Annotated in this window: 19 protein-coding genes; all 19 read right to left on the reverse strand. The window is 50.7% G+C overall.

What is annotated here, in order from left to right; translation table 11 throughout:
- Nucleotides 1-2: 2 nt before the first annotated feature.
- The 19 genes from M5E81_RS06625 to M5E81_RS06715 all read right to left on the reverse strand — a co-directional run bounded on the left by M5E81_RS06625 (nt 3) and on the right by M5E81_RS06715 (nt 19,299).
- On the reverse strand, nt 3-1,718 hold the full coding sequence (locus M5E81_RS06625; protein ID WP_249747084.1) for an ABC transporter ATP-binding protein: 1,716 nt from the start codon (nt 1,716-1,718) through the stop codon (nt 3-5).
- Nucleotides 1,719-3,128 carry an outer membrane protein assembly factor BamB family protein gene (locus tag M5E81_RS06630; protein WP_249747085.1) on the reverse strand — a complete coding sequence of 470 codons (1,410 nt, stop codon included), beginning with the start codon at nt 3,126-3,128 and terminating at the stop codon, nt 1,719-1,721.
- Nucleotides 3,125-4,000 (reverse strand): energy-coupling factor transporter transmembrane component T family protein, encoded by an 876-nt coding sequence (locus M5E81_RS06635; RefSeq protein WP_249747086.1) that lies wholly within the window; start codon nt 3,998-4,000, stop codon nt 3,125-3,127. The genes M5E81_RS06630 and M5E81_RS06635 overlap by 4 nt, the downstream gene beginning before the upstream one ends.
- On the reverse strand, nt 3,969-5,618 hold the full coding sequence (locus M5E81_RS06640; protein WP_009144690.1) for an ABC transporter ATP-binding protein: 1,650 nt from the start codon (nt 5,616-5,618) through the stop codon (nt 3,969-3,971). The genes M5E81_RS06635 and M5E81_RS06640 overlap by 32 nt, the downstream gene beginning before the upstream one ends.
- A 2-nt stretch (nt 5,619-5,620) precedes the next feature.
- Nucleotides 5,621-7,279: an MptD family putative ECF transporter S component gene (locus M5E81_RS06645; protein ID WP_249747087.1), complete on the reverse strand. Its 1,659-nt coding sequence runs from the start codon at nt 7,277-7,279 to the stop codon at nt 5,621-5,623.
- A gap of 7 nt (nt 7,280-7,286) precedes the next feature.
- Complete coding sequence (locus M5E81_RS06650; RefSeq protein ID WP_009144692.1) at nt 7,287-8,120, reverse strand: ABC transporter ATP-binding protein; 834 nt, start codon at nt 8,118-8,120, stop codon at nt 7,287-7,289.
- Nucleotides 8,121-8,324: 204 nt separating this feature from the next.
- The gene (locus tag M5E81_RS06655) at nt 8,325-9,134 is read right to left on the reverse strand and encodes a nitroreductase family protein (protein ID WP_040564642.1); all 810 of its coding nucleotides are present in this window, start codon (nt 9,132-9,134) and stop codon (nt 8,325-8,327) included.
- A gap of 9 nt (nt 9,135-9,143) precedes the next feature.
- A complete protein-coding gene (locus M5E81_RS06660) occupies nt 9,144-9,542 on the reverse strand; it encodes a hypothetical protein (RefSeq protein WP_040564644.1) in 399 nt (132 codons plus the stop codon).
- A gap of 161 nt (nt 9,543-9,703) precedes the next feature.
- Complete coding sequence (gene murB, locus M5E81_RS06665) at nt 9,704-10,606, reverse strand: UDP-N-acetylmuramate dehydrogenase (RefSeq protein WP_249747088.1); 903 nt, start codon at nt 10,604-10,606, stop codon at nt 9,704-9,706.
- Nucleotides 10,606-10,947 carry a YlbF/YmcA family competence regulator gene (locus M5E81_RS06670; RefSeq protein ID WP_009144696.1) on the reverse strand — a complete coding sequence of 114 codons (342 nt, stop codon included), beginning with the start codon at nt 10,945-10,947 and terminating at the stop codon, nt 10,606-10,608. The genes murB and M5E81_RS06670 overlap by 1 nt, the downstream gene beginning before the upstream one ends.
- Before the next feature lie 385 nt (nt 10,948-11,332).
- The gene (locus tag M5E81_RS06675) at nt 11,333-12,391 is read right to left on the reverse strand and encodes a M15 family metallopeptidase (protein ID WP_249747089.1); all 1,059 of its coding nucleotides are present in this window, start codon (nt 12,389-12,391) and stop codon (nt 11,333-11,335) included.
- Nucleotides 12,391-13,170, reverse strand: a complete 780-nt coding sequence (locus M5E81_RS06680) for a carbon-nitrogen family hydrolase (RefSeq protein ID WP_249747090.1) — start codon at nt 13,168-13,170, stop codon at nt 12,391-12,393. Before M5E81_RS06680 ends, M5E81_RS06675 begins: the two co-directional genes overlap by 1 nt.
- On the reverse strand, nt 13,167-13,685 hold the full coding sequence (locus M5E81_RS06685; RefSeq protein WP_210684250.1) for a YqeG family HAD IIIA-type phosphatase: 519 nt from the start codon (nt 13,683-13,685) through the stop codon (nt 13,167-13,169). The genes M5E81_RS06680 and M5E81_RS06685 overlap by 4 nt, the downstream gene beginning before the upstream one ends.
- On the reverse strand, nt 13,682-15,229 hold the full coding sequence (locus M5E81_RS06690) for a sensor histidine kinase (RefSeq protein ID WP_009144700.1): 1,548 nt from the start codon (nt 15,227-15,229) through the stop codon (nt 13,682-13,684). Before M5E81_RS06690 ends, M5E81_RS06685 begins: the two co-directional genes overlap by 4 nt.
- 3 nt (nt 15,230-15,232) lie before the next feature.
- Nucleotides 15,233-15,937 (reverse strand): response regulator transcription factor, encoded by a 705-nt coding sequence (locus M5E81_RS06695; RefSeq protein WP_009144701.1) that lies wholly within the window; start codon nt 15,935-15,937, stop codon nt 15,233-15,235.
- A 212-nt stretch (nt 15,938-16,149) separates the two neighbouring features.
- Nucleotides 16,150-16,890 (reverse strand): M48 family metallopeptidase, encoded by a 741-nt coding sequence (locus M5E81_RS06700; RefSeq protein ID WP_249747091.1) that lies wholly within the window; start codon nt 16,888-16,890, stop codon nt 16,150-16,152.
- Nucleotides 16,887-17,813, reverse strand: coding sequence for a 3'-5' exoribonuclease YhaM family protein (locus M5E81_RS06705; RefSeq protein WP_009144703.1), 927 nt, complete (start codon nt 17,811-17,813; stop codon nt 16,887-16,889). The genes M5E81_RS06700 and M5E81_RS06705 overlap by 4 nt, the downstream gene beginning before the upstream one ends.
- A gap of 18 nt (nt 17,814-17,831) precedes the next feature.
- A complete protein-coding gene (locus M5E81_RS06710; RefSeq protein WP_009144704.1) occupies nt 17,832-18,620 on the reverse strand; it encodes a Nif3-like dinuclear metal center hexameric protein in 789 nt (262 codons plus the stop codon).
- Nucleotides 18,595-19,299: a tRNA (adenine(22)-N(1))-methyltransferase gene (locus M5E81_RS06715; RefSeq protein ID WP_249747092.1), complete on the reverse strand. Its 705-nt coding sequence runs from the start codon at nt 19,297-19,299 to the stop codon at nt 18,595-18,597. Before M5E81_RS06715 ends, M5E81_RS06710 begins: the two co-directional genes overlap by 26 nt.
- Nucleotides 19,300-19,380 lie beyond the last annotated feature (81 nt).

Below are 19,380 nucleotides of genomic sequence, written 5' to 3' on the forward strand. Positions count from 1 at the left end.
GCTTAATCCTGTTCATCCAGCTCATAAAGGCGCTTATAAATGCCGCCAAGGGCCATTAGTTCTTTGTGTGTGCCGATTTCCGCAATTTCACCGTTATGCAGCACCACAATTCTGTCAGCGTTGATAATCGTAGACAGACGATGTGCGATAATCAGCGTAGTGCGGCTTTCAGCCAGCTTATCCAGGGACTTCTGAATCTGCTTTTCCGTTTTGGTATCAAGCGCACTCGTCGCTTCGTCAAAAACCATTACCGGCGGATTTTTCAGGAAGGCACGGGCAATAGCAATACGCTGCTTTTGCCCGCCGCTCAGCTTCACGCCGCGCTCACCGACCTTAGTTTCATAGCCCTCAGGCAGCGCGCTGATAAAGTCATCAGCAGCCGCCAGCTTGGCAGCCTGCTCAATCTCCTGCTCGCTTGCCTTAATCTTGCCATATGCAATATTAAAGTTAACAGAATCGCTGAAGAGGAAAACATCCTGCTGCACCAAACCTACATGATTGCGCAAGTAGCTCTGTTTATACTTTCTGATATCTACGCCGTCAAGCAGCACTCTGCCCTGCGTCGGCTCGTAAAAGCGCAGCAGCAGGCTTGCCAGTGTCGTTTTGCCTGCACCCGTAGCACCCACAAAGGCCACCTTTTCACCGGGAGCAATATCAAGATCAAAATGCTTCAGCACCGGCTTATCCTGCAGATAGCCAAAGGTTACATTCTCAAAGGTAATGCGGCCCTTAATCTCACCTGCAGCAATCGCATCAGGCGCATCGTCAATCTCCACCTCATGCTGCATCATCTCATTGAAGCGATTGTAACCGGCCATACCGCGCTGGTACATTTCCGTAAACATCAGCAGACGGAAAACAGGCTTCATAAAGATGTTGACATATAGGAAGAAGGCAACAAAATCGCTCAGCGGCAGCTGGCCATCAGCAACCATCACACCACCGCAGACTAATACAACAAGGTTAGTAATATTGGTAAAGAAGGTAATAGTGCCGTTAAAGTATGACAAGATGCCAAAGGATTCATTACGCACGCGCATAAGCTCGTTGCTCTTGCGCATAAAGCGTTCCAGCTCCAACGGCTCGTTGGCAAAGGCCTTCACCAGACGGATACCGCTCAGTGCCTCCTCTGCCTGCGCCGAAACCTCACCGGACTTTTCACGGCTGCGGCGGAAGGCACGCTTCATCTTCCTGTTAACATAAACAGAATGCACTGCCTTGAAAAGCAGTAGCACGCTGATAATAGAACCAAGGAAGGGGTTCAGGTAAAGCATCATGAAAATCGTACCCAGCATACTGATGGTGCAGATGAGAAGGTCATTCGGACCTTTAAATGTCAGCTCACTGATTTCCACGATATCGCTCGTAATACGCGACAGCAGCTGTCCTGTACGGGCATTATCAAAAAAGCGGAAGGACATTTTTTCCATATGTCCGAACAAATCGCGACGCATGTCGTTTTCAATGCCGGAGCTCATCACACGTCCATAATAGTTAATTGCGAAAAGCAGTCCAAAGTTGATAAGATACAATACTACCAGTATGCCTGCCCAGTAAAAAAGCTCGTCAAGATTCTTCTGTGGAATTTCGACGTTGAGCATCTGTCTTACAATATAAGGAAAGACCAGCTCCATCAAGGCCGAGAAGCATGAGCCTATCAGCACCAGAAGCAAAATCAGCTTATAGGGCTTATAATAATGAATTATTTTTTCTAACATTTACTTTGCTCCTCCTGCGTTATTTTTCCAGATATGTAAACGGTAAGCACCGATAATTTTGCCATCCGGAGTCAGTGCCGGCGCCTCCACACCTGCCAGCCACTGTCCGTCAGGTGAAATACCAATCGCCTGACAAGGTCCTTCGGTTGGGAAATAGCTGTACTTTTTGCCTGTTTTCAGGTCCAGCACCAGTGCTCCGTGCGCCTTGTAATTGTGCGTGCGCACGTTGCGCCCCACCGCGCAGGCCGCCAGCCTGCCGGCGAAAGCAATTTCCTCCATCGTACCGTCTGCCATATACTGATAGCGGAAGGTACCGTCTGTATTGAATACAAAAATACTGTTATTGCTCGGGTGTTCTACCGGCGTCGGCAGCTGCCAATTTTCACGGTTAAAGGTGTTAATCGTGGTAAAGAGTACGCCGTAGGGTGTTACGAAACCGTCGCGGCCGCTGGCATTTACATATGCACCATCCACCTGCTGCGGCTTAGATACAGACCTTGTCCAAATGATTTTGCCGGTTTCGTCAAAGAAAATTCCGCGTCCGTCACTGGCTCCTGCTGCCAGATATTTGCCGTCCGCACTGAAGTTGGGACTGCCGCGCATAACTGTGTTATCAAACGGTGGAATCGGCGGCACATGCGTTGAATTAAGCAGCTCGCCGGTTCTTTTATCGAGGAAATACATCGTATCCTTATACTTCATATCCTCGCGGTAATCGTAGGCAGAAGTAGAAAACACTGCTCTGCCGTTATTATCGTTGACATCGCACCAGTTTATCCAGCTGTCGATAACCTCATTCTTGGGGAACTGCCACAGCAACTTACCCTCCTCATTTACAGCCAGCATTTTTGCATTGTAGCCTCTGCTGCCGTCCTTGCGCATCAAAAAGCGGTAAGCGTTGGCATAGACATTATTTTCATTGTCGACTGCAATATGCACCACCGACGGATAGGAACGCTGCGAAGCATCGGAGCCGACGAAGTCAGCACTCTTATACTGCCAACGGATATCACCCGTATGAACATCAACAGCATACAGCCTGCCTTCAGCGCTCTGCTCGCCTACTATCGCCAGTTTGCCGTCAGACGTAAGGCACAGAGCAATCAGCTTGCCTATGCCAAGGGAACGTTTCCATTTCTGACGTCCTTCATTGTCAAAGAGGAAGAGCTCGCCACGCTCCGTACCGACAATCCAGCCTTGTTCGTCGGCAGCATAACGCACTACCGCCTTAGTAAAGCCCATGCGGTCATAATTCTGTGTTGGGATATCACCCAGATAAACGCTCACACCGGAGCCGTCATTGTTAACATGAAACTGGTTCCATGGCGTTCTGCTGCCAGTAATCCAGTACAGTGCGCACCAGGAAAGCAGCAGTAGCACAAGCGCCAGCCAGCCTTTAAGCTTATTCATAGATACAGCACCGTCCAATCATAGATTTGGCGGAAAACGCCAAAGTAGAAGCCCTGCTCCGACAGCAGGTAAATTATTTTACTGCCAACAACTGCCACCACTACTGCAAACAGCAGCAGGCAGCTTGCCTTTTCGCGTGCGTCCCACTGTTGGCGTCGCCTTCCGGCGCCGCCTGCGAAAAAGCCACGGCTCACAACCGAAAGCGCCAGCGTCTGCGCACGCCTCAGGCAGCGCGCCAACAACGGCTTGGCGATATACGGCAAATGCCGCAGCACAGCAGTGCGTCCCCTCTGGCTGTCACTGCGCAGCTGCAGCGCTGTAATAACCTCGCCTGTTTCTGCCGCCAGCACCGGCAAAAAACGAATCGCCGTCACCAGCATGAACGCCATCTGCGGCGGCAGCCTCCAGCCCAGCAATGCCTGCAGCAGCTGTCGCGGGTCACTCGTCCAGCAAACCAAAAGCCCCAAAGCCAACATGCTGGCGCTGCGCAATCCCTGCACCGCACCGTACAGAATGCCTTCGCGGTAGATGAAAAGTCCGCCCGTCAGCTGGCCGATAAAGCCTGCCTCCGGAGCAATCAGCACCAACAGCGGTGTACGCGGCGTCTGCGCAAAGAACAGGGCCTGGCTGAACATGGAGCCCCACAGACCTAAGAGCAGCAAAATTGCCATTACCTTCCATTTGTAAATGGAGGTTTTCGCTGCCAGATGCAATAATAAGGTAAACGTAAATAAAATAAAGAGTGTCCGCGGATTATCCACGGTAATCATCAGAATAGCAAAGAGAAAGAGGAACAGCAGCTTAGTACGCCCATTGAGCTTCTGCGCCCATCCTGCTGCATCAGTGCCTTCCCATAGCTGTCTTACGGACATAGCGCTTCACCCCCTCTACCGTGATGCAGGGAGGAAGCCCCGCCTGCTCGCACACCGGCAAGAGCGCTGACGGTGTAAGACCGCCGGCCTCCACCAGCTCCTTATTGCTCAAAACCTCTTCTGTCGTGCCGTCGGCAATAATCTGCCCCGCACACAAAACAATTACGCGGTCGGCCACCTGTGCCGCCAGCTCCATATCATGCGTACAGATGAAGATACTGCCCCCCTGCTCCTTATAAGCCAAAAGCAGACGGCGGATTTCCGCCAGACTCTGTTCGTCCTGTCCTGTCGTAGGCTCGTCCAAAAGCAGCAGCGCCGGCTTCTTCGCCAGCATAGCACCCAAAACAACGCGCAAACGTTGCCCTTTGCTCAGCGCCAGCGGAAAATCATCGGCATATTCCGCTAAATTCATATGCTCTAAGAGCTGCTGCAGCTCCTGCTGCGTAATCGTGTGATTCTTCCAACACAATTCCTCGCGCACCGTATCTGCGAGCAGCATCAGATCAGGCTCCTGCCGCAGATAGCCGATTTTGCCCAGCTGCTTGTCGACCGGTTTTCCCTCCAGCAGCATGCTTCCCTGCTGCGTCTGTGTCAGGCCGCCCAAAAGGTTCATCAGCGTGCTTTTGCCAGCGCCGTTGAAGCCCATAATCGCTGTAATCTGCCCCTGATAAAGCGTAAACTGCAAATTCTTCAGCGTTGGCTCCTTGCCGCCGGGATAGGTGTAATACAAATCGCAAGCTTCCATAAGAGGCTGCTGTTGCCCTGCAGGCTTGGCCTGCTCAGCAGCTGCTGCAGGCTCGCATTCGCTGCGCAGCATCTGCACTATTTTTTCCTGGTCTGTCGTCAGCTCCGACAGCTGCAGTGCGCGGCACAGCTTCACCGTCTGCGGTTCACGCAAGCCTAAATCCGTGCGCCCTGTCATCGCCTGCCAGGCATCTTTAACAAGACCGTCATAAACAATACGTCCGTCCTGCATTACTGCCAGACGCGAAAAATATTTGCAAAGCTCGTTTACACGATGCTCAATCATCAAAATAGCAATGCCTGCCTCGCGGTTGAGGCGCACCAAAAGCTGCATAAAGCTCTGCACGCCCTGCGGATTCATCTGGCTCACAGGCTCGTCTAAAATCAAAAGTCCCGGCCTGGTAACAAGAATCGAAGCTAACGCTAGACGTTGCCTCTGGCCACCGCTCAGCTTGTGGATGCTGTAATCCTCAAAGCCTCCCAAGCCTACCAACTGCAAAGTTTCGCTCACCTTGCGCGCGATAATCTCCGGCTCCTCGCCCTGGTTCTCCAGTGCAAAGCCAACCTCATCCGCCACCGTCATCGCAAAAAGCTGGTCGTCCGGTGACTGATAGACAGTGCCCACCAGCTGGCCTGTTTTTTCCGGTGGCCATTTGCTGATATCCTCGCCCTGCAGGTAAATTGCTCCCTGCAGCTCACCGCGCTCCTCGCTGCCCAACAAGCCGCTGACAGCCTTAATCAACGTCGACTTGCCACAGCCGCTGCGACCTGCCAAAAGTAGCATTTCACCGTCCGCCAGCGTCAGGTTGATATTTTTTAAGGTAAACTGCTTCCTAGAGGGATAGCGATAAGATAAATTGTCTATTTTCAGCATCTCTATTCCCCCATAACCTGCTGCAGCTTGCTGCCCGTCTTAGCACCCAGCCAGGCGCCGATGCTGCTGTACACAAGGCCGTTGACCAGCATATACAGCGCCAGATACCAGTCTGCATAATACAGACGGTAGAAGAACATCATCTGCTCCATGTTGACGAAGGTGACAAGCGCATCGCCCACGCCCATCAGCAGGCAGATGAACAGCATATAGCCCTTGCCCAGCTCCTGCCTGCGGTAGAAGCCGGAAAGATACAACAGCGTTTCCAAAATCGCTACGTTGACACACATGCTCAAAAGTCCTAACGGCGTAAAATGTCCGAACATCAGACCGGAAAGCATATATTTGACAAAATACATCAGCGTCAGTACGCCCGGTGCACGGAAGAGCACTAGCAGCGCCACCACCAGCAAATACAGCAGCATACCGCTCAGAATGCCTGTCACCAAGCCGGAGAAAGGCCCTAAGAATACATGCAGCAAATCACCGATAAGTGTCGTCGGCAGTGTGATACCGCCAAAGGCCAGCGCCGCAAAGAGTGCCACCGTAATAGCACCGCGCGCACCGATACGGTAAATACAGCCCTTCAGCTTATAGCTAAAGGCCAGCACAGCCAGCAGGCAGATAAAGGAAAAGCCTACTGCCAAAAGGCCCAGATTATGCTTCTTGGCGATTGTCAGCGGTACCTCCTGCACCTTTTCCTGCCCGTTACCGCTTACAGTAACACGCAGGCTGTAATCGCCCTCCAACACTGTAAAATAATCTACATATAACGGAATGATAAAGGCCTGAGTTTTCTTGCCGTCCAGCGAAATCAGCGCCGTAGTTTCGTTGACGCTGCCTGTGTCACCTGCCCAGCCATGCTCGGAATCCTCATTGTTTTTGCCGGCGGTACAAAGACCGGGCATAACCTTGCCAGTCTTCTTATCAATCAGCTCCGCCTTAAATTTCAACAGGCGCACATCGCGCTGCGGGTTACGCATATCCAGCACCAGAAAAGTTGCAGGATGGTTAAACACTGCCGACCAGTTCGTCGCACCATCGCCCGTCATGCGGTTGCGAAAGCCTTCGAGCGTAGTATCGCGGATAAAAACCACGCCTTCTGCCGCGTGGTCATCCTTATTACCCAAATTATCTACCGGCAGAGTAACGCTCTGAATATACCAGTTGAATTTACTTCTGTCGATTTTCTTCCCCGGCTGCGACGCAATAGCAACAGCTGCTGCCGCCGGCTCATAGCTGAAGCTCAGCTCCCTGCGTTCGTGCCAGCCATCGCCGCTGACCTCAACCAGCAGTTGCTTCTGTCCGCGTGCAAGGTATGTCTGCGGCTGAATGTAAAGCAGATCAAAGCTCTGTCCGAAATCTGCCGGCAGCACCCAATCTGCCTCCGCCGTCTGGCGGCCGTCAGCGCTTCCCAAGCGCCATTTGTCATTGGCAAGCGCCTTAAAGCCTTCCGGCAAAATAACACGCAAATGCGCCGGCTGCTCATGCGGTACATCAAAGCCGGTAATATTGATAAACAAAGGCATTGTGCTGCCGCCATGCACTACATGTGCGGCACTCTTATCCAGATTGTAGGGATACACTGCCTCCAGCTTTACGCCTGCAAAGACCTGCTGCGTGAGGCACAGCAGCGCCAGCAGGATATATAAGATTCTCATACTTCACCTATTCACAGCAAATCTTTTTCAATAATGCTGTTTCCTTCTTTTTGCTTGCCTCATCTACACGAGTTGTAATCTCCAGGTTATTATTCAGCGGATTACGGCTTACGGCAATATCAGCCGCATATGCTCTGCTGAGCAAAGGCTCTGTAAAAACACGCTCCGGAGTATCGTCTGCCAGCAGCTTGCCCTCGCCTAAAAGCAGAATACGGCCGCAGTATTTGGCTGCCAGATTAAGCTCATGCACAACCATCAGCACCGTCTTGCCCATCAGCGCCAGCTCACGCGCAAAACGGAAAATCTCCTCCTGATAAACCATGTCCAGACCGGTAGTAGGCTCATCGAGAAAGAGCACCGGTGTCTGCTGCGCCAAAACCTTTGCCAACAGGATACGCTGCTTCTGACCGCCGGAAACCTCTGTCACCGGCTTATCTGCCAGCTCCCGCGTACCGGTATATTCCATGCAGTCCAGCGCCAGACGCTTATCGTCCTCGCTTTCGCGCTCCCACCATTTAAGATAGGGATAACGGCCTGCCATAACAATATCCTGGCCTGTATAACCAAAGCCAACCTCTACCTGCTGCTGCAGATAGGCTACCTCACGCGCCAAATCTCTGTCGGTATATTCCTCCATCGGCTTATCAAAAAACAAAACCTCACCGCTCTGCTTCGGCAACATGCCGCGGATTGTTTTCAAAAGCGTACTCTTGCCGGCACCGTTGCAGCCGATAATACCTACAAGCTCGCCCTTGCCGATAGTGAAGCTTGCATCGCTGATAACACAGCGGCTGCCGTAGCCTATAGATAAATGATTAACACTCAAAACTGCTTCTGACATTATTACACCTCATGCTCATACTTCATCATAAAATTCAAATAAATTTAAGTGCCATATACTTTTACCCAATCTTTTATATTATACCACATAGAAGCATCAGCGACAATAAATCACAGTCCGCACTCTATATAATCAAGAATTTCTTATCAGATAAAATTTTAAATAAAAAGCATGAACCACGGCAATAGTTCATGCTTAAATAAACTAACGGAAATCAACCTTCAGATGCTGTCTTTCCGGCATCCGCTGATATTTATATTTAGGATAGCCAACCATCAGCGTACCTACAATTTTATGTTTCGGCGGCACGGCAATCAAATCCAGCAGCGGCTGATAGCCTGCAATACCGCAGGATTGGATAAAGCCGGCGATAGTTGTTCCCAAACCGATGGTCGGGGCAAACAGCTCTGCATAGGCCCAACTCTGCTCTGCATTGCTCACACCGGTAATATTCAGACGGCGTGCCAACGCAAAAACCAGACAGGGCGCATTGCGGGCGATAATATCCTGTCCACGCTCACGGTAAGCGCGCAGTACCACCTGAAAATAACGTTTATTTTCGGTGCCTGCCGCAACCTCGTTCTCCATCCAGTTGGCAACAGTGTCGGCAATTGCACGGATCTGTTCCTTATCGCGTATAACGATATAGTACATGCCCTGTGAATTGCCGGCAGTCGGCGCATAGCGTGCCACATCCAGCATACGGGTAATTTCTTCATCCGTCGGTGCCTGTGGCTTGAAGTTGCGCACACTGCGGCGCATACGCAAAAATTCATAAGCAACCTCAGGTGTCGGCAGCGGCATCGTCACCGGACGCTGTTCCGCCAGCGGCGTATATTTATTATCCAAGGCTCCTACGGGACAGATAGCAACGCACTGGCCGCAGCTCATGCAGCCACGGTCAAAATTGCACTCCGGTCCGTTTTCACCCATTGAAAGAATGCAGGAAGGACAGCATTCTACGCAAATGCCGCAACGCAGGCATTTATCCTGATTAACTGTTAACAAGTCCATAACGTCACCTCACAGTGCATTATCGGTATAGTGAATGTATTCCAGTCCACTAAAATCTGCCTTATAATGACCATTGCGCATAGGCGTACCCATGAGCTTTTTATCATCAGGCAGACCATCTACATTTACCAGACCGATAGAAGCGGTAGCACAAAGAGCACCAAGCTGTGTTGCTACACGCATAGTATAAGCCTTGTCCGCTTCACCGACAACACCCTTGTGCGGGTACATTGCCGTTGCTGCGACGATAACCGTCAGGATTTTGCCGCTCAGGGCAAAAATATGCGGTACAGTATTCATATCAGTCTGCATATAATCAATTTTAAAATTATGACTTTCCAGCCAGGGAACAAGAGCCTGTAAGCCAAGCTCGTGAATTTCCTGTTCTGTTAAAAGTTGCTGCTCCAAAATTCTCTTCTCCTGTAAACTATTAGTGTGCTCAACCCTTCTCATAAGCAGAGATTGTTAAGAAGATGCCGGATACGAGGAATGGCGACGACGGCGTATAATCTTATACTCCTAGGAGCCCTGACGACGCAGATGGCGCCTTATCGGCGCTCTCCCACAAATTATTCTTCGCCGAGAACCAGAACCTCAGGTTCAAGATGCACACCGTGCGCTGCAAAAACCTTATCCTGCACATCGCAGATAAGCTGCAGCACATCTGCTGCCGTTGCTCCGCCGATGTTCACCACAAAGCCTGCATGCTTTTCGGAAACCTGCGCACCGCCGACAGTATAACCTTTAAGACCGGTCTGGTCGATAAGCGTACCGGCAAAATATCCGGGAGGACGCTTGAACATACTGCCTGCACTGGGCAGCTCCAACGGCTGCTTAGTGATACGGCGGTTACTGAAATCTGCCATTTTATCGGCAATAGCCTGCTTATCACCTGCAGTCAGGCGCACAGTTACCGCAGTAACGATTTTACCGCTGCCCTGCAGTGCTGTATGGCGATAACAGAAATCAAGAGCTGCAGCCGCCAGCTCGCTGATTGTGCCGTCAAGCTCCATTACGCGCACACCGGTAACAACCTTAGCCATTTCACCGTCATAAGCACCGGCATTCATATAAACAGCACCACCGATGCTGCCGGGAATGCCTACAGCAAATTCCATGCCGCTCAGGCCCAGCTCTGCCGCCTTACGGGAAGCAGCAGCCAACGAAACACCGCTGCCAAAGGTCAGGGTGCAGCCGTCAGCAACAACATCATTCAGCATATTGCCCAGCTTGATAACCAGGCCGCGGATGCCCTTATCGCGCACCAACAGATTAGAACCGTTGCCAATCAGCGTAACCGGCACCTTTGCCTCGCCGGCACGCTGCAGTAACTGCTGCAGCTCCTGCTCGCTCTGCGGCATAGCCATCAGATCGGCAGGACCGCCGATACGGAAGGATGTATGCTTCGCCATCGGCTCCTCTGCCAGCAAAGGCTTGGCAGTACAGCCTGCGAAAATCTCCTGCAACGTCATTATTTCTCTCCCATTGCCTCTTTGACAACATCCTGAATAGTATTGGTAACGTCCATCAGCATCATCTGGAAACGAATCAGAGCGTTCAAATATTGAACTGCATCTGCATTCAGATTCAAAATGCCCTGCAGTTTCTGCATTTTATCAACAGAAGCCTGGTCGGGAGTTTTACCCTGATGCTTAGCAAACTCAACTTCCTGAGCAACCATCAGATACTCGTTAACCATTTTCTTAGCATCCGGATCCTTCTCCAGAACAGCAGCTGCTTCCTTCAGTTTTTTGTACTCATGGCTTTCGCGCATAGCCTTAGCCAATTCGTTTGCGTTATCATATACGTTCATAATTAAACACCTCACTAATGATATATTTTTACACTAACGTAAGAAAACCAAATATAGAAAAAAGAACAAAACACATACGCGGGTTATACTGTTAAAGCTTGCAGATATCACGCCAATACAAGCAATCGGTATGCCGTGCAGCGAATATAAATTTTAGCAAATGAGTGTCCGGAACCAAAGGAATGACGCAACTGTTTGAGCGCTACGCTTAACTCATACAGAAGAATCTGTTAGCTTAGCGCGAGTTTTGCGGTATTCCGTCTTGGTTCCACACGAAATTTGCGTCCGTCAAATCGCTTCCGCAAAATACTCAAGAACAACTTCCCTATCAAGCGATTGACGGGAAAATTTCTCTGAGCGGAATGGTATATCGCTTGCGACGCTATTACTGGTTACTTACATTCAAGTGAGCGAACTTAAAGCAGTCGCCAAACTCGAAATGCCACCACTCCATCTCAATCCCATTGAATCCCTGCAGCTCCATCTCCTCGCGCAGCAAGCTGCGCAGATAGCGCTCGCGTGACGTACCGCCGGCATAGCTGGCGTACTGACGCAGCGACGGCTCATCAAAGCCGCAGCCCATATCCAATTCCTCACCGCTTTCCAGGCTGTACAGACCCACATCCACAGCATTACCTGTGTTATGCGTGCTGCCCTTAGTTTCCGGGTCCTCCAGCATGTCCTTCTTATCGTCAGACAAAGCCAGATTAGCCAGCTTGCTCACCGACCAGGGGCGGTAGGCATCCCACAGCACCAGGCCGTAGCCGTAAGGTGCCAGACGCTTTTGCACCTTGCCTAAGGCAGCTGCAGCCTCTTTAGAAACAAAAAGCTTAGACGTAGTATAAAGCGGCGCACCGAAAAGGTTATCACTGCCTGCGTAGACAGAATTAACCTTCACACCGGCAACAGTTGCAGCATCCACCAGCTGCGCCTGCTCACCTGCTGCCAGAGCAGCAGGAACGGCTGCCTTGGCAGCCTCCGCTCGCAGCTTAGCCCAATCCTCGGCACTGCGCTCCGCCAGACGGAAGGACTTCGCCCTCTCGCCGGTAGTCGTGCCTAAAAAGTACCGGCTGTAAGTATTACCGCCGACGCGGCAGGAAATACCGTAGCCGTCAGGATCACGCTCAAAACGGACACCGGCTTCGGTATTGCTCATCGGCCCGGATTCCTGCAAAGTGTAAGAATCAAAATGCACCTTGCTGAGCGGATAAAGATTGGCCGCAGCAAAGGACTTATCCCCCAATGCAGTGCGGTACAACAGCTCCAGACGACCGTTATTCTCACGGATAAGAATATTTTCGCCGTTCCCATAGTAAAAGCCAAGAATATACTTAATATCCTTCGGCGCATCCTTAGGCACGGCAGCCAGAGCAAGCTCCGCTCCCGTTTGGACATAGAAAAGCAGACCGGCCGCCAGGCCGGCCAGCAAATTTCGGTAATTCACTATTGAATCAGCTCCTTGCGTACATCAGCTAAAGCATTAAGCCTGCTGCGTACTCTCGCAACATCTGCCAAATCGATTTCACAGGAAACAACTTCCTCCTGCATACCTGCTTCGGCAAGAATCTTGCCGCTGGGCGCAACAACCATCGAATGACCGTAAAACGGCGCACCCTTAAAGCTGCCTGCACAATTTACCGCTACCACAAAGGTGTGGTTTTCGGCAGCGCGGGCTTGCGCCAGCAAGCGCCAGATATCTCCCCTTGCTTCAGGCCATTCAGCCGGGCAGAAAATGAGCTGTGCTCCCTGCAGAGCCAAATGACGGAAAAGCTCAGGAAAACGCAAATCGTAACAGATAGTCGAGCCGCAGCACAGACCATCTAACGTAAAGGCTTGAAAATTATTGCCGGGAGCAAAGAAATCCTCTTCATGGAAAAGGCCAAAAAGATGCACCTTATCATAAAGATTGACGATTTCACCGTTTTTATTGATAGCCGCAGAGGTATTGTAAATCTTGCCATCGGCATGACGCATAGGCACCGAGCCCGCGAGAATAGCACACTGCTCGGTGCGTGCAATCTCCGCAAGCTGTGCCAGCACAGGCGAAGCCGGCGTTTCGGCCTCCTGCTCCAGGTGTCCCAGGCTGTAGCCTGTTGTCCACACCTCGGGCAGCACCAGCAAATCATGTTTTTTGGCAGCCTCCGCTGCCAGCTGCAGACCATGGGCCACATTAGCCTCTTTATTCTTTTCCAGAACTTCAAGCTGCAGCAATGCTATTTTCATAATACGCGCTCCTTAGGCATCATATTATTGCTGTGCAGGCGACCAAGGAAGAATTTCTCCAGCTTGCGGGTGCAGCGGGTAATGAAATGCTCCTTACCGCCTAAGGACTCAACAAAAACTACAGGATGACCGGCAACCTTTGCGCCTAAAACGTCGGTCAACAGTTGGTCGCCGACAAAAAGAATTTTACCGCCGCCCATAGCTTTAGTAATTTGCTTATAAGCCATCGGCAAAGGCTTAGCGGCACGCATAATGGTGCCAAGACCGGTCTGACGGGTGATACCTTTAATGCGGTCACCGCCGTTATTGGAAATCAATGCAACATTGATACCCATCTGATGCAGCTGACGAATCCAGGTCATAGCACGAGGTCCTACCAGGTTCTTGTCGCGCGGCAGCAGGGTATTGTCAATATCAACAACAATTTTGGTGTAGCCATTGCGCTTCAGCCATTTTGCGGAAATGTCAAATAAACTTTTTACTCTGTAATCGGGGCAAACATACTTTAAAATCATACTACCTTATCCTTTGGAAATTTTATTTCAAATGTGGTACCAGAACCACATTTGCTGATTACCTCGGCACTGGCGCCGTGGACACGAATAATTTCTTTGGCAATGGCAAGCCCCAGACCGGTTCCCGGAACACTGCGGCAATGCGATTTTTCAACCTTGTAAAAGCGCTCCCAGATAAAGGGAATATCCTCTTCGGGAATACCCTTGCCCTGGTCGGAAACCGTTACAAGCACGCCGCCATCGTCAAGCTTATTCGCACCTATTGATACAGTACCATTTTCCGGCGAATATTTCAAGGCATTATCGCACAAAATCATAATTAACTGTACCATTTGGTCTCCGTCGCCCAAAATTTTGATATTATCGTCGGCATGAACATTAATAGTAATATTATGCTTCATGCAACGCACCGATAATTTTTCGGCGACATTACGGATGATACCGGCCAGCGGCAGCTCATCCATGTTGCTTACAGTCAGCGGATCGCTGGACTCCAGTCTGCTGATATCCAACAGCTCGCGTACCATACGCTCTAGACGGACTGTTTCTTCATTTATCAGGCCACGGTAACGCTGAATCAGATCAGTATCCGTTACCATACCGTCACAAATTGCCTCATTGTAGCCACGGATAATCGTAATCGGTGTCCGCAGCTCATGCGATACATTAGCCACAAAATCACGGCGAATTTTTTCCGTCCGCTCCATCTTGGCAATGTAATCACCCAAATCCTTGCCTAAAGAATTGAGCGCATTTCCCAGCTCGGCAATTTCATCATCGCCATGCACCTGCAGCCTGTGGGAATAATCTCCCGCAGCCATCGCCTGCGCATTGTCCTTCATATCCAGAACCGGCCGGATAATCATACCCGACAGACGTTTGACTAAGAACAGACTGAAAATAATGGCAACGATACCTACAATCATAATATAAATATAAACATTTCGCAAGAATTTTTCAAAACCGCTCAAGGGCTCAATCAGCAAAATAGCGCCTGTGTGTCCTTTACCGAAGGTATAAGGAACGCCGACCAGGATTACCTGCTCCTTGTAATACGGATGATAAATCTGCGATTTGAAGGACTTCCCGGCATAAACATCATTCAGTATCACTTTAATGCGATACGATAAATTACTGCTCTTCATATCCTGATCCAGTTTTCTGACGCTTTCCTGCAACACCTGTTGCGAAGGAGCACCATACTTAAGAAAATCCTTCATAGAAGCATTTTCTCCGGTCTCTTGTACATTTTCGTAATTAGAGGCCGCCAAAAGCTCGTAATTATCATCAAACAGCCAGATGCGTGCGCCAACCAGCTTATCTACAGCTAAAATATAACGATAAAGCATATCCCTGTCCTGCAGGCGGATGAAGGCTTCCACAGTTTCCCCCATCTCATCTCCCTTTTCGGCCAACTCCTGCTCCTTAATCTGGAAAAAGTAGTCGGCAATCAGGTAGGATATGCCTGCTGTAATCCCCACAACGACGATAATTATGATAGTCATAAAACTATACATCAGGCGTGTGCTTAGGGATTTTTTCATAGGTTATTCGTCCTTTAGCTCGAATTTATAGCCTACACCCCAGATAGTTGTAATATCCCATTTGGAATCAGGCGGAATGTTCAATTTCTGTCTGATGCGTTTGATGTGCGTATCAACAGTACGGGTATCACCGTAATAGGAATAGCCCCAGATGGTTTCCAGCAGCTGGTTGCGGCTGAAAGCCTTGCCAGGATTCGATGCCAGGCACCACAGCAGCTCCATTTCCTTAGTCGTAAAGGTCATTTTGTTGCCGAATGCTGTTACCTGATACTGATCCATATCAATAATCAGACCGGGATAGGTGATGCGCGAAACCTCGCCCTTCTTCTCCTGCGTGCCTGCACGGCGCAACACAGCCTTCACGCGGGCTACTACCTCACGCGAATTGAACGGCTTGGTGATATAGTCATCAGCGCCGATTTCCAAGCCGGCAATGCGGTCATCATCATCATCCTTGGCCGTAACCATGATAATGGGTAGGTCCGACATTTTACGTACCTGCTTGCAAACCTCAATACCGTCGAGAACGGGCATCATAATATCCAGCAGCAGAATATCCGGTTTTTCGGACTGCACCTTCAAAATTGCGGCAGCACCGTCTTCGGCTTCAATAACCTCAAAGCCTTCCTTCTCAAAATATATGCGCAAGATTTCGCGAATCTGCGCTTCATCATCAGCAATTAATATTTTCTGTTTTGCCATAATCATCACTCCTGCCTTTAAGCTGACTCATACCATTTATTTATCAAAGCAAACGGCAGAGTCCTACAAGATGTTACTATAATTATAGCACAAATACTTGCTTTCTTAGTATGCTTTCACAAAAGATTTACATATATATACTGCTTTTATCATAAACGTAAACGCGAATGCATTATTTATCACAGAAAATGCTTATAATTTTTGTTTTAAGACAGCTATTAAAGCGGCTTGAAGGCTAGCAGCATTTTTTTGCGCTCACGCCAATCGGGCAAATAGCGTTCGACAATCGCATGGAAGCGCGGTGAATGATTAGCCTCGTGCAGATGCGCCAGCTCATGCACCACGATATATTCCAAACATTTCTCGGGCCAGCAGGCCAGAAGCGTATTCAGATTAATGCCGCCTGTGCGCACGTTGCAGGAACCCCAGCGCGTTTTCATTCGATGCACCTTGAGGCCGGTATGACGCACGCCCATTTTCTTTTCCCATGCCTGCAGCAGCTGTTCTCCTCTGTCGGATACCTCCTGCTTATAGAAAAATTCTACAAAGGCGCACCTGGCTTTCTCGCTCAGCTCGCTGCGGTAATAAAAGCAGACAACGTCAGCCTGCACCTCATAGGTACCGTGCTTTTTTCCGCTGAGCAAAAAGTTCGCCGGCAAACGCTTGCCCCACAGCCACACATACTGCCCGTCAAAGGGAAGCTCACCCATGCTGTATTTCGGCTTCTGCTTTTGCTGCGACTTTTCCTGCAGTACCTGCTGCAGCTTTTGGCGCAGCCACTGCTCCCTGCTCTCTAAGAACTGCTGCACCTCGCTTAGGCTCATTCCTACGGGAGCAGTAAGAAAGATGTCGCCGGTTTCTTTTATGCGCAGCGTAATATTTTTGACCAGCTTAAACCGAAGCTTTATCTTCAACCCGTGCAGGTTCAGCACGGTCTCGCGGATTATTCTGCTGTTCACAGCTTGTCTACCAGAATATTACGTCCCAGCATACGGTTGAACTCCCAGGCACTCTTGCCGTCATGCACGTCAAACTGGTTCATTACGGCGTTGATTTCGTCGGCGTAATGCACAACGAAGGCTTCACGTGTAGAGCAGGCTACAGGGGAACCCTTTTCGTTATCACCGTGATGCGACAGCAGAATATGCTGCAGCTGCTCCAGACGGGAGGACGGCAAGCGCAGCTTAGCAGCTGCCTCCTGCACCATCATGCAGCTCATGGTAATGTGTCCGAGCAAACGGCCTTCACTGGTATAAGGGAAGCCGATTTCCGCAGAAATTTCGCGGATTTTGCCGATGTCGTGCAGCAATGCGCCGGCAATAACAAGATCCTTGTCCACGCCTTCAATCTGCTCGGCCAAGGCCACTGCCAGACCGGTAACATCCACAGAATGCTGCAGCAGGCCGCCCAAATAAGCATGATGCATGCGCATGCCTGCAGGATTGGTCACAAAGCGCTCATAGGTTGCACCGCTGAAAATAGTTTCCAGCAGCATACGCAGTCCGGGAGTGCGCACTGCCTTGATATAATTGGCAAGCTTGGTTTTATAAGCCTCTACATCAAAATCACCATGCGGCAACAGATTGCTGATATCATCCTGCGGCAGCAGATTTTCCAGACGCTGAATGACAACCTGCAGCGTCATATCGTTATTGAATTTGTTGATGTCGACGTTACCGCCCATCATAAAGGCAGTAGGGCCCTCCAGCTCACGCAGCTTGTCTACCAGCACTGCGTCAAAGCAGATAAAGGCAATGCGTCCGCTGTTATCCTCCAGCATGCCGCGGGCAAAAACGCCGCCGTTAGAGGAATTGCCTACCTTCTGTACCCTTACCAAAACTGCCTGACACACCTTGATGCCGGCTTTAAAATCTTTAATCATTCTTCTATCACCTGTTTTCTATATATGCTTCAGCAGCAGTGTTTCGCGTGCTACCTGAATTGCCACATCCCAATGCTTTTCCGCAAAGCGCAGCGACAATCTGTCGGCAAGGTCATCGAGCACCGGCAGCTCCGTCGGCTGATGGCCTGCATCGATAATGTTCAAGCCGCTGAAAACAGCCTGCTGTGCCTCATGATACTTCACGTCGCCTGTCACCAGCGTATCGGCGCCCTGCGCCAAAGCCAGCCCAATCAAATCGGCACCGGCACCGCCACAGACCGCAACACGCTTAACCTTGCGTCCTGCATCGCCTACGGTAAGATAATCGGCCTGCAAAGCCTTTTTGACGAAAACTGCAAAATCATGTAGCTTGCTCGGCTGCGCCAGCTCGCCGATGCGTCCGAGGCCGCTGACAGTATCCAGCACATCTGCGTCCTGCAGACGCAGTCTTTTCGCCAGCACGCTGTTCACACCGTTAGCCACGCAATCCAGATTAGTGTGCGCGCTGTAAACAGCAACGCCGTTTTCTGCCAGCTGCAGCAAAAGCTCCTGCTGCCAGTCGGCATCAGTCACATTGCCCAGCTTATGAAAAATCGCCGGATGATGCGTAATCAGCATATCAGCCTTTTTCGCCACCGCCTGCGCCACAGTTTCCTGCGTCATATCCAACGCCAAAAGCAGCTTGCGCACAGGCTTATTGCGTCTGCCCAGCATCAGGCCGACGTTGTCCCAAGACTCCGCTAGCTCAGGCGGTGCCATTTCATCCAGCAGGTTGATGATATCATTTACTGTCACTACGCTTGCCATTTTGCAGCACCTCCAGTTCTGCTTTCAACGCTTCGATTTCCTTATACTTTTCGCTCGCGCGTGCGCGCTCGCTGCGTCCCATATTCTCCAACAGCTGTCTGCAGGTAGCAAGCTGGCGTTCCAGCTGTTTACCCAGCAGCGGATGCTTCTGTGCGAGCAGCAATGGTCCTACAGCACACTCTGCCGCACTGTAAACAGGCGCTAAGCCGCGCTTAGCGGCAATAATCTCGTAAAAATGTGGGGCATCATCCACCAGCTCTTCGGCAGCCAGCTGCCAGCCGTGGCTGCACAGCCACGCACGCAGAGATGCGGCGCCGGCCATCGGCTGCAGCACCAAAAGCTCTGCGCTCTGCGCTACCTCCGTGTCATCCTCCAAAATGCTGATGATGGTAGAAGCGCCCATGCCTGCAATAGCAATGCAGTCTGCTTCACCGGGGCTTAATACCTTCAGGCCGCTGCCCTGACGTACCTCTACATGCTCATGCTGACCGAACTGCGCCACGGTAGTGCGCGCCGCCTGGCAAGGGCCTGCGGCGATATCGCCGGCAATCGCCCGCGCAATTCTTTGCTTATCCAACAGCCACACGGGTAAATACGCATGGTCCGTGCCGATGTCCGCCAATACGCAGCCCTGCGGCACCAGGTTAGCAATAGTTTCTAATCGTCTATCAATATGCATTGCATCCCTCCTGAATTTGCTCTAAAATCTTAGTTTCTGAATCGTGACAGCCACAGCCTGTAATATTTTCTGAAGCTGTCC

The sequence above is a fragment of the Phascolarctobacterium succinatutens genome (assembly GCF_023497905.1).
In the GTDB taxonomy this organism is placed as follows: Bacteria; Bacillota; Negativicutes; order Acidaminococcales; family Acidaminococcaceae; genus Phascolarctobacterium_A; species Phascolarctobacterium_A succinatutens.

Bases quoted from the DNA above. Each gene is read 5' to 3' on its own strand.
- M5E81_RS06710 (WP_009144704.1), bottom strand. From the start codon at position 18,620: ATGGCAAGCGTAGTGACAGTAAATGATATCATCAACCTGCTGGATGAA.
- M5E81_RS06685 (WP_210684250.1), bottom strand. From the start codon at position 13,685: ATGATTTTAAAGTATGTTTGCCCCGATTACAGAGTAAAAAGTTTATTT.
- M5E81_RS06635 (WP_249747086.1), bottom strand. From the start codon at position 4,000: ATGTCCGTAAGACAGCTATGGGAAGGCACTGATGCAGCAGGATGGGCG.
- M5E81_RS06645 (WP_249747087.1), bottom strand. From the start codon at position 7,279: ATGAGAATCTTATATATCCTGCTGGCGCTGCTGTGCCTCACGCAGCAG.
- M5E81_RS06625 (WP_249747084.1), bottom strand. From the start codon at position 1,718: ATGTTAGAAAAAATAATTCATTATTATAAGCCCTATAAGCTGATTTTG.
- M5E81_RS06630 (WP_249747085.1), bottom strand. From the start codon at position 3,128: ATGAATAAGCTTAAAGGCTGGCTGGCGCTTGTGCTACTGCTGCTTTCC.
- M5E81_RS06705 (WP_009144703.1), bottom strand. From the start codon at position 17,813: ATGATTAAAGATTTTAAAGCCGGCATCAAGGTGTGTCAGGCAGTTTTG.
- M5E81_RS06690 (WP_009144700.1), bottom strand. From the start codon at position 15,229: ATGAAAAAATCCCTAAGCACACGCCTGATGTATAGTTTTATGACTATC.
- M5E81_RS06650 (WP_009144692.1), bottom strand. From the start codon at position 8,120: ATGTCAGAAGCAGTTTTGAGTGTTAATCATTTATCTATAGGCTACGGC.
- M5E81_RS06655 (WP_040564642.1), bottom strand. From the start codon at position 9,134: ATGGACTTGTTAACAGTTAATCAGGATAAATGCCTGCGTTGCGGCATT.
- M5E81_RS06680 (WP_249747090.1), bottom strand. From the start codon at position 13,170: ATGAAAATAGCATTGCTGCAGCTTGAAGTTCTGGAAAAGAATAAAGAG.
- murB (WP_249747088.1), bottom strand. From the start codon at position 10,606: ATGACGTTGCAGGAGATTTTCGCAGGCTGTACTGCCAAGCCTTTGCTG.
- M5E81_RS06670 (WP_009144696.1), bottom strand. From the start codon at position 10,947: ATGAACGTATATGATAACGCAAACGAATTGGCTAAGGCTATGCGCGAA.
- M5E81_RS06640 (WP_009144690.1), bottom strand. From the start codon at position 5,618: ATGCTGAAAATAGACAATTTATCTTATCGCTATCCCTCTAGGAAGCAG.
- M5E81_RS06715 (WP_249747092.1), bottom strand. From the start codon at position 19,299: ATGCATATTGATAGACGATTAGAAACTATTGCTAACCTGGTGCCGCAG.
- M5E81_RS06695 (WP_009144701.1), bottom strand. From the start codon at position 15,937: ATGATTATGGCAAAACAGAAAATATTAATTGCTGATGATGAAGCGCAG.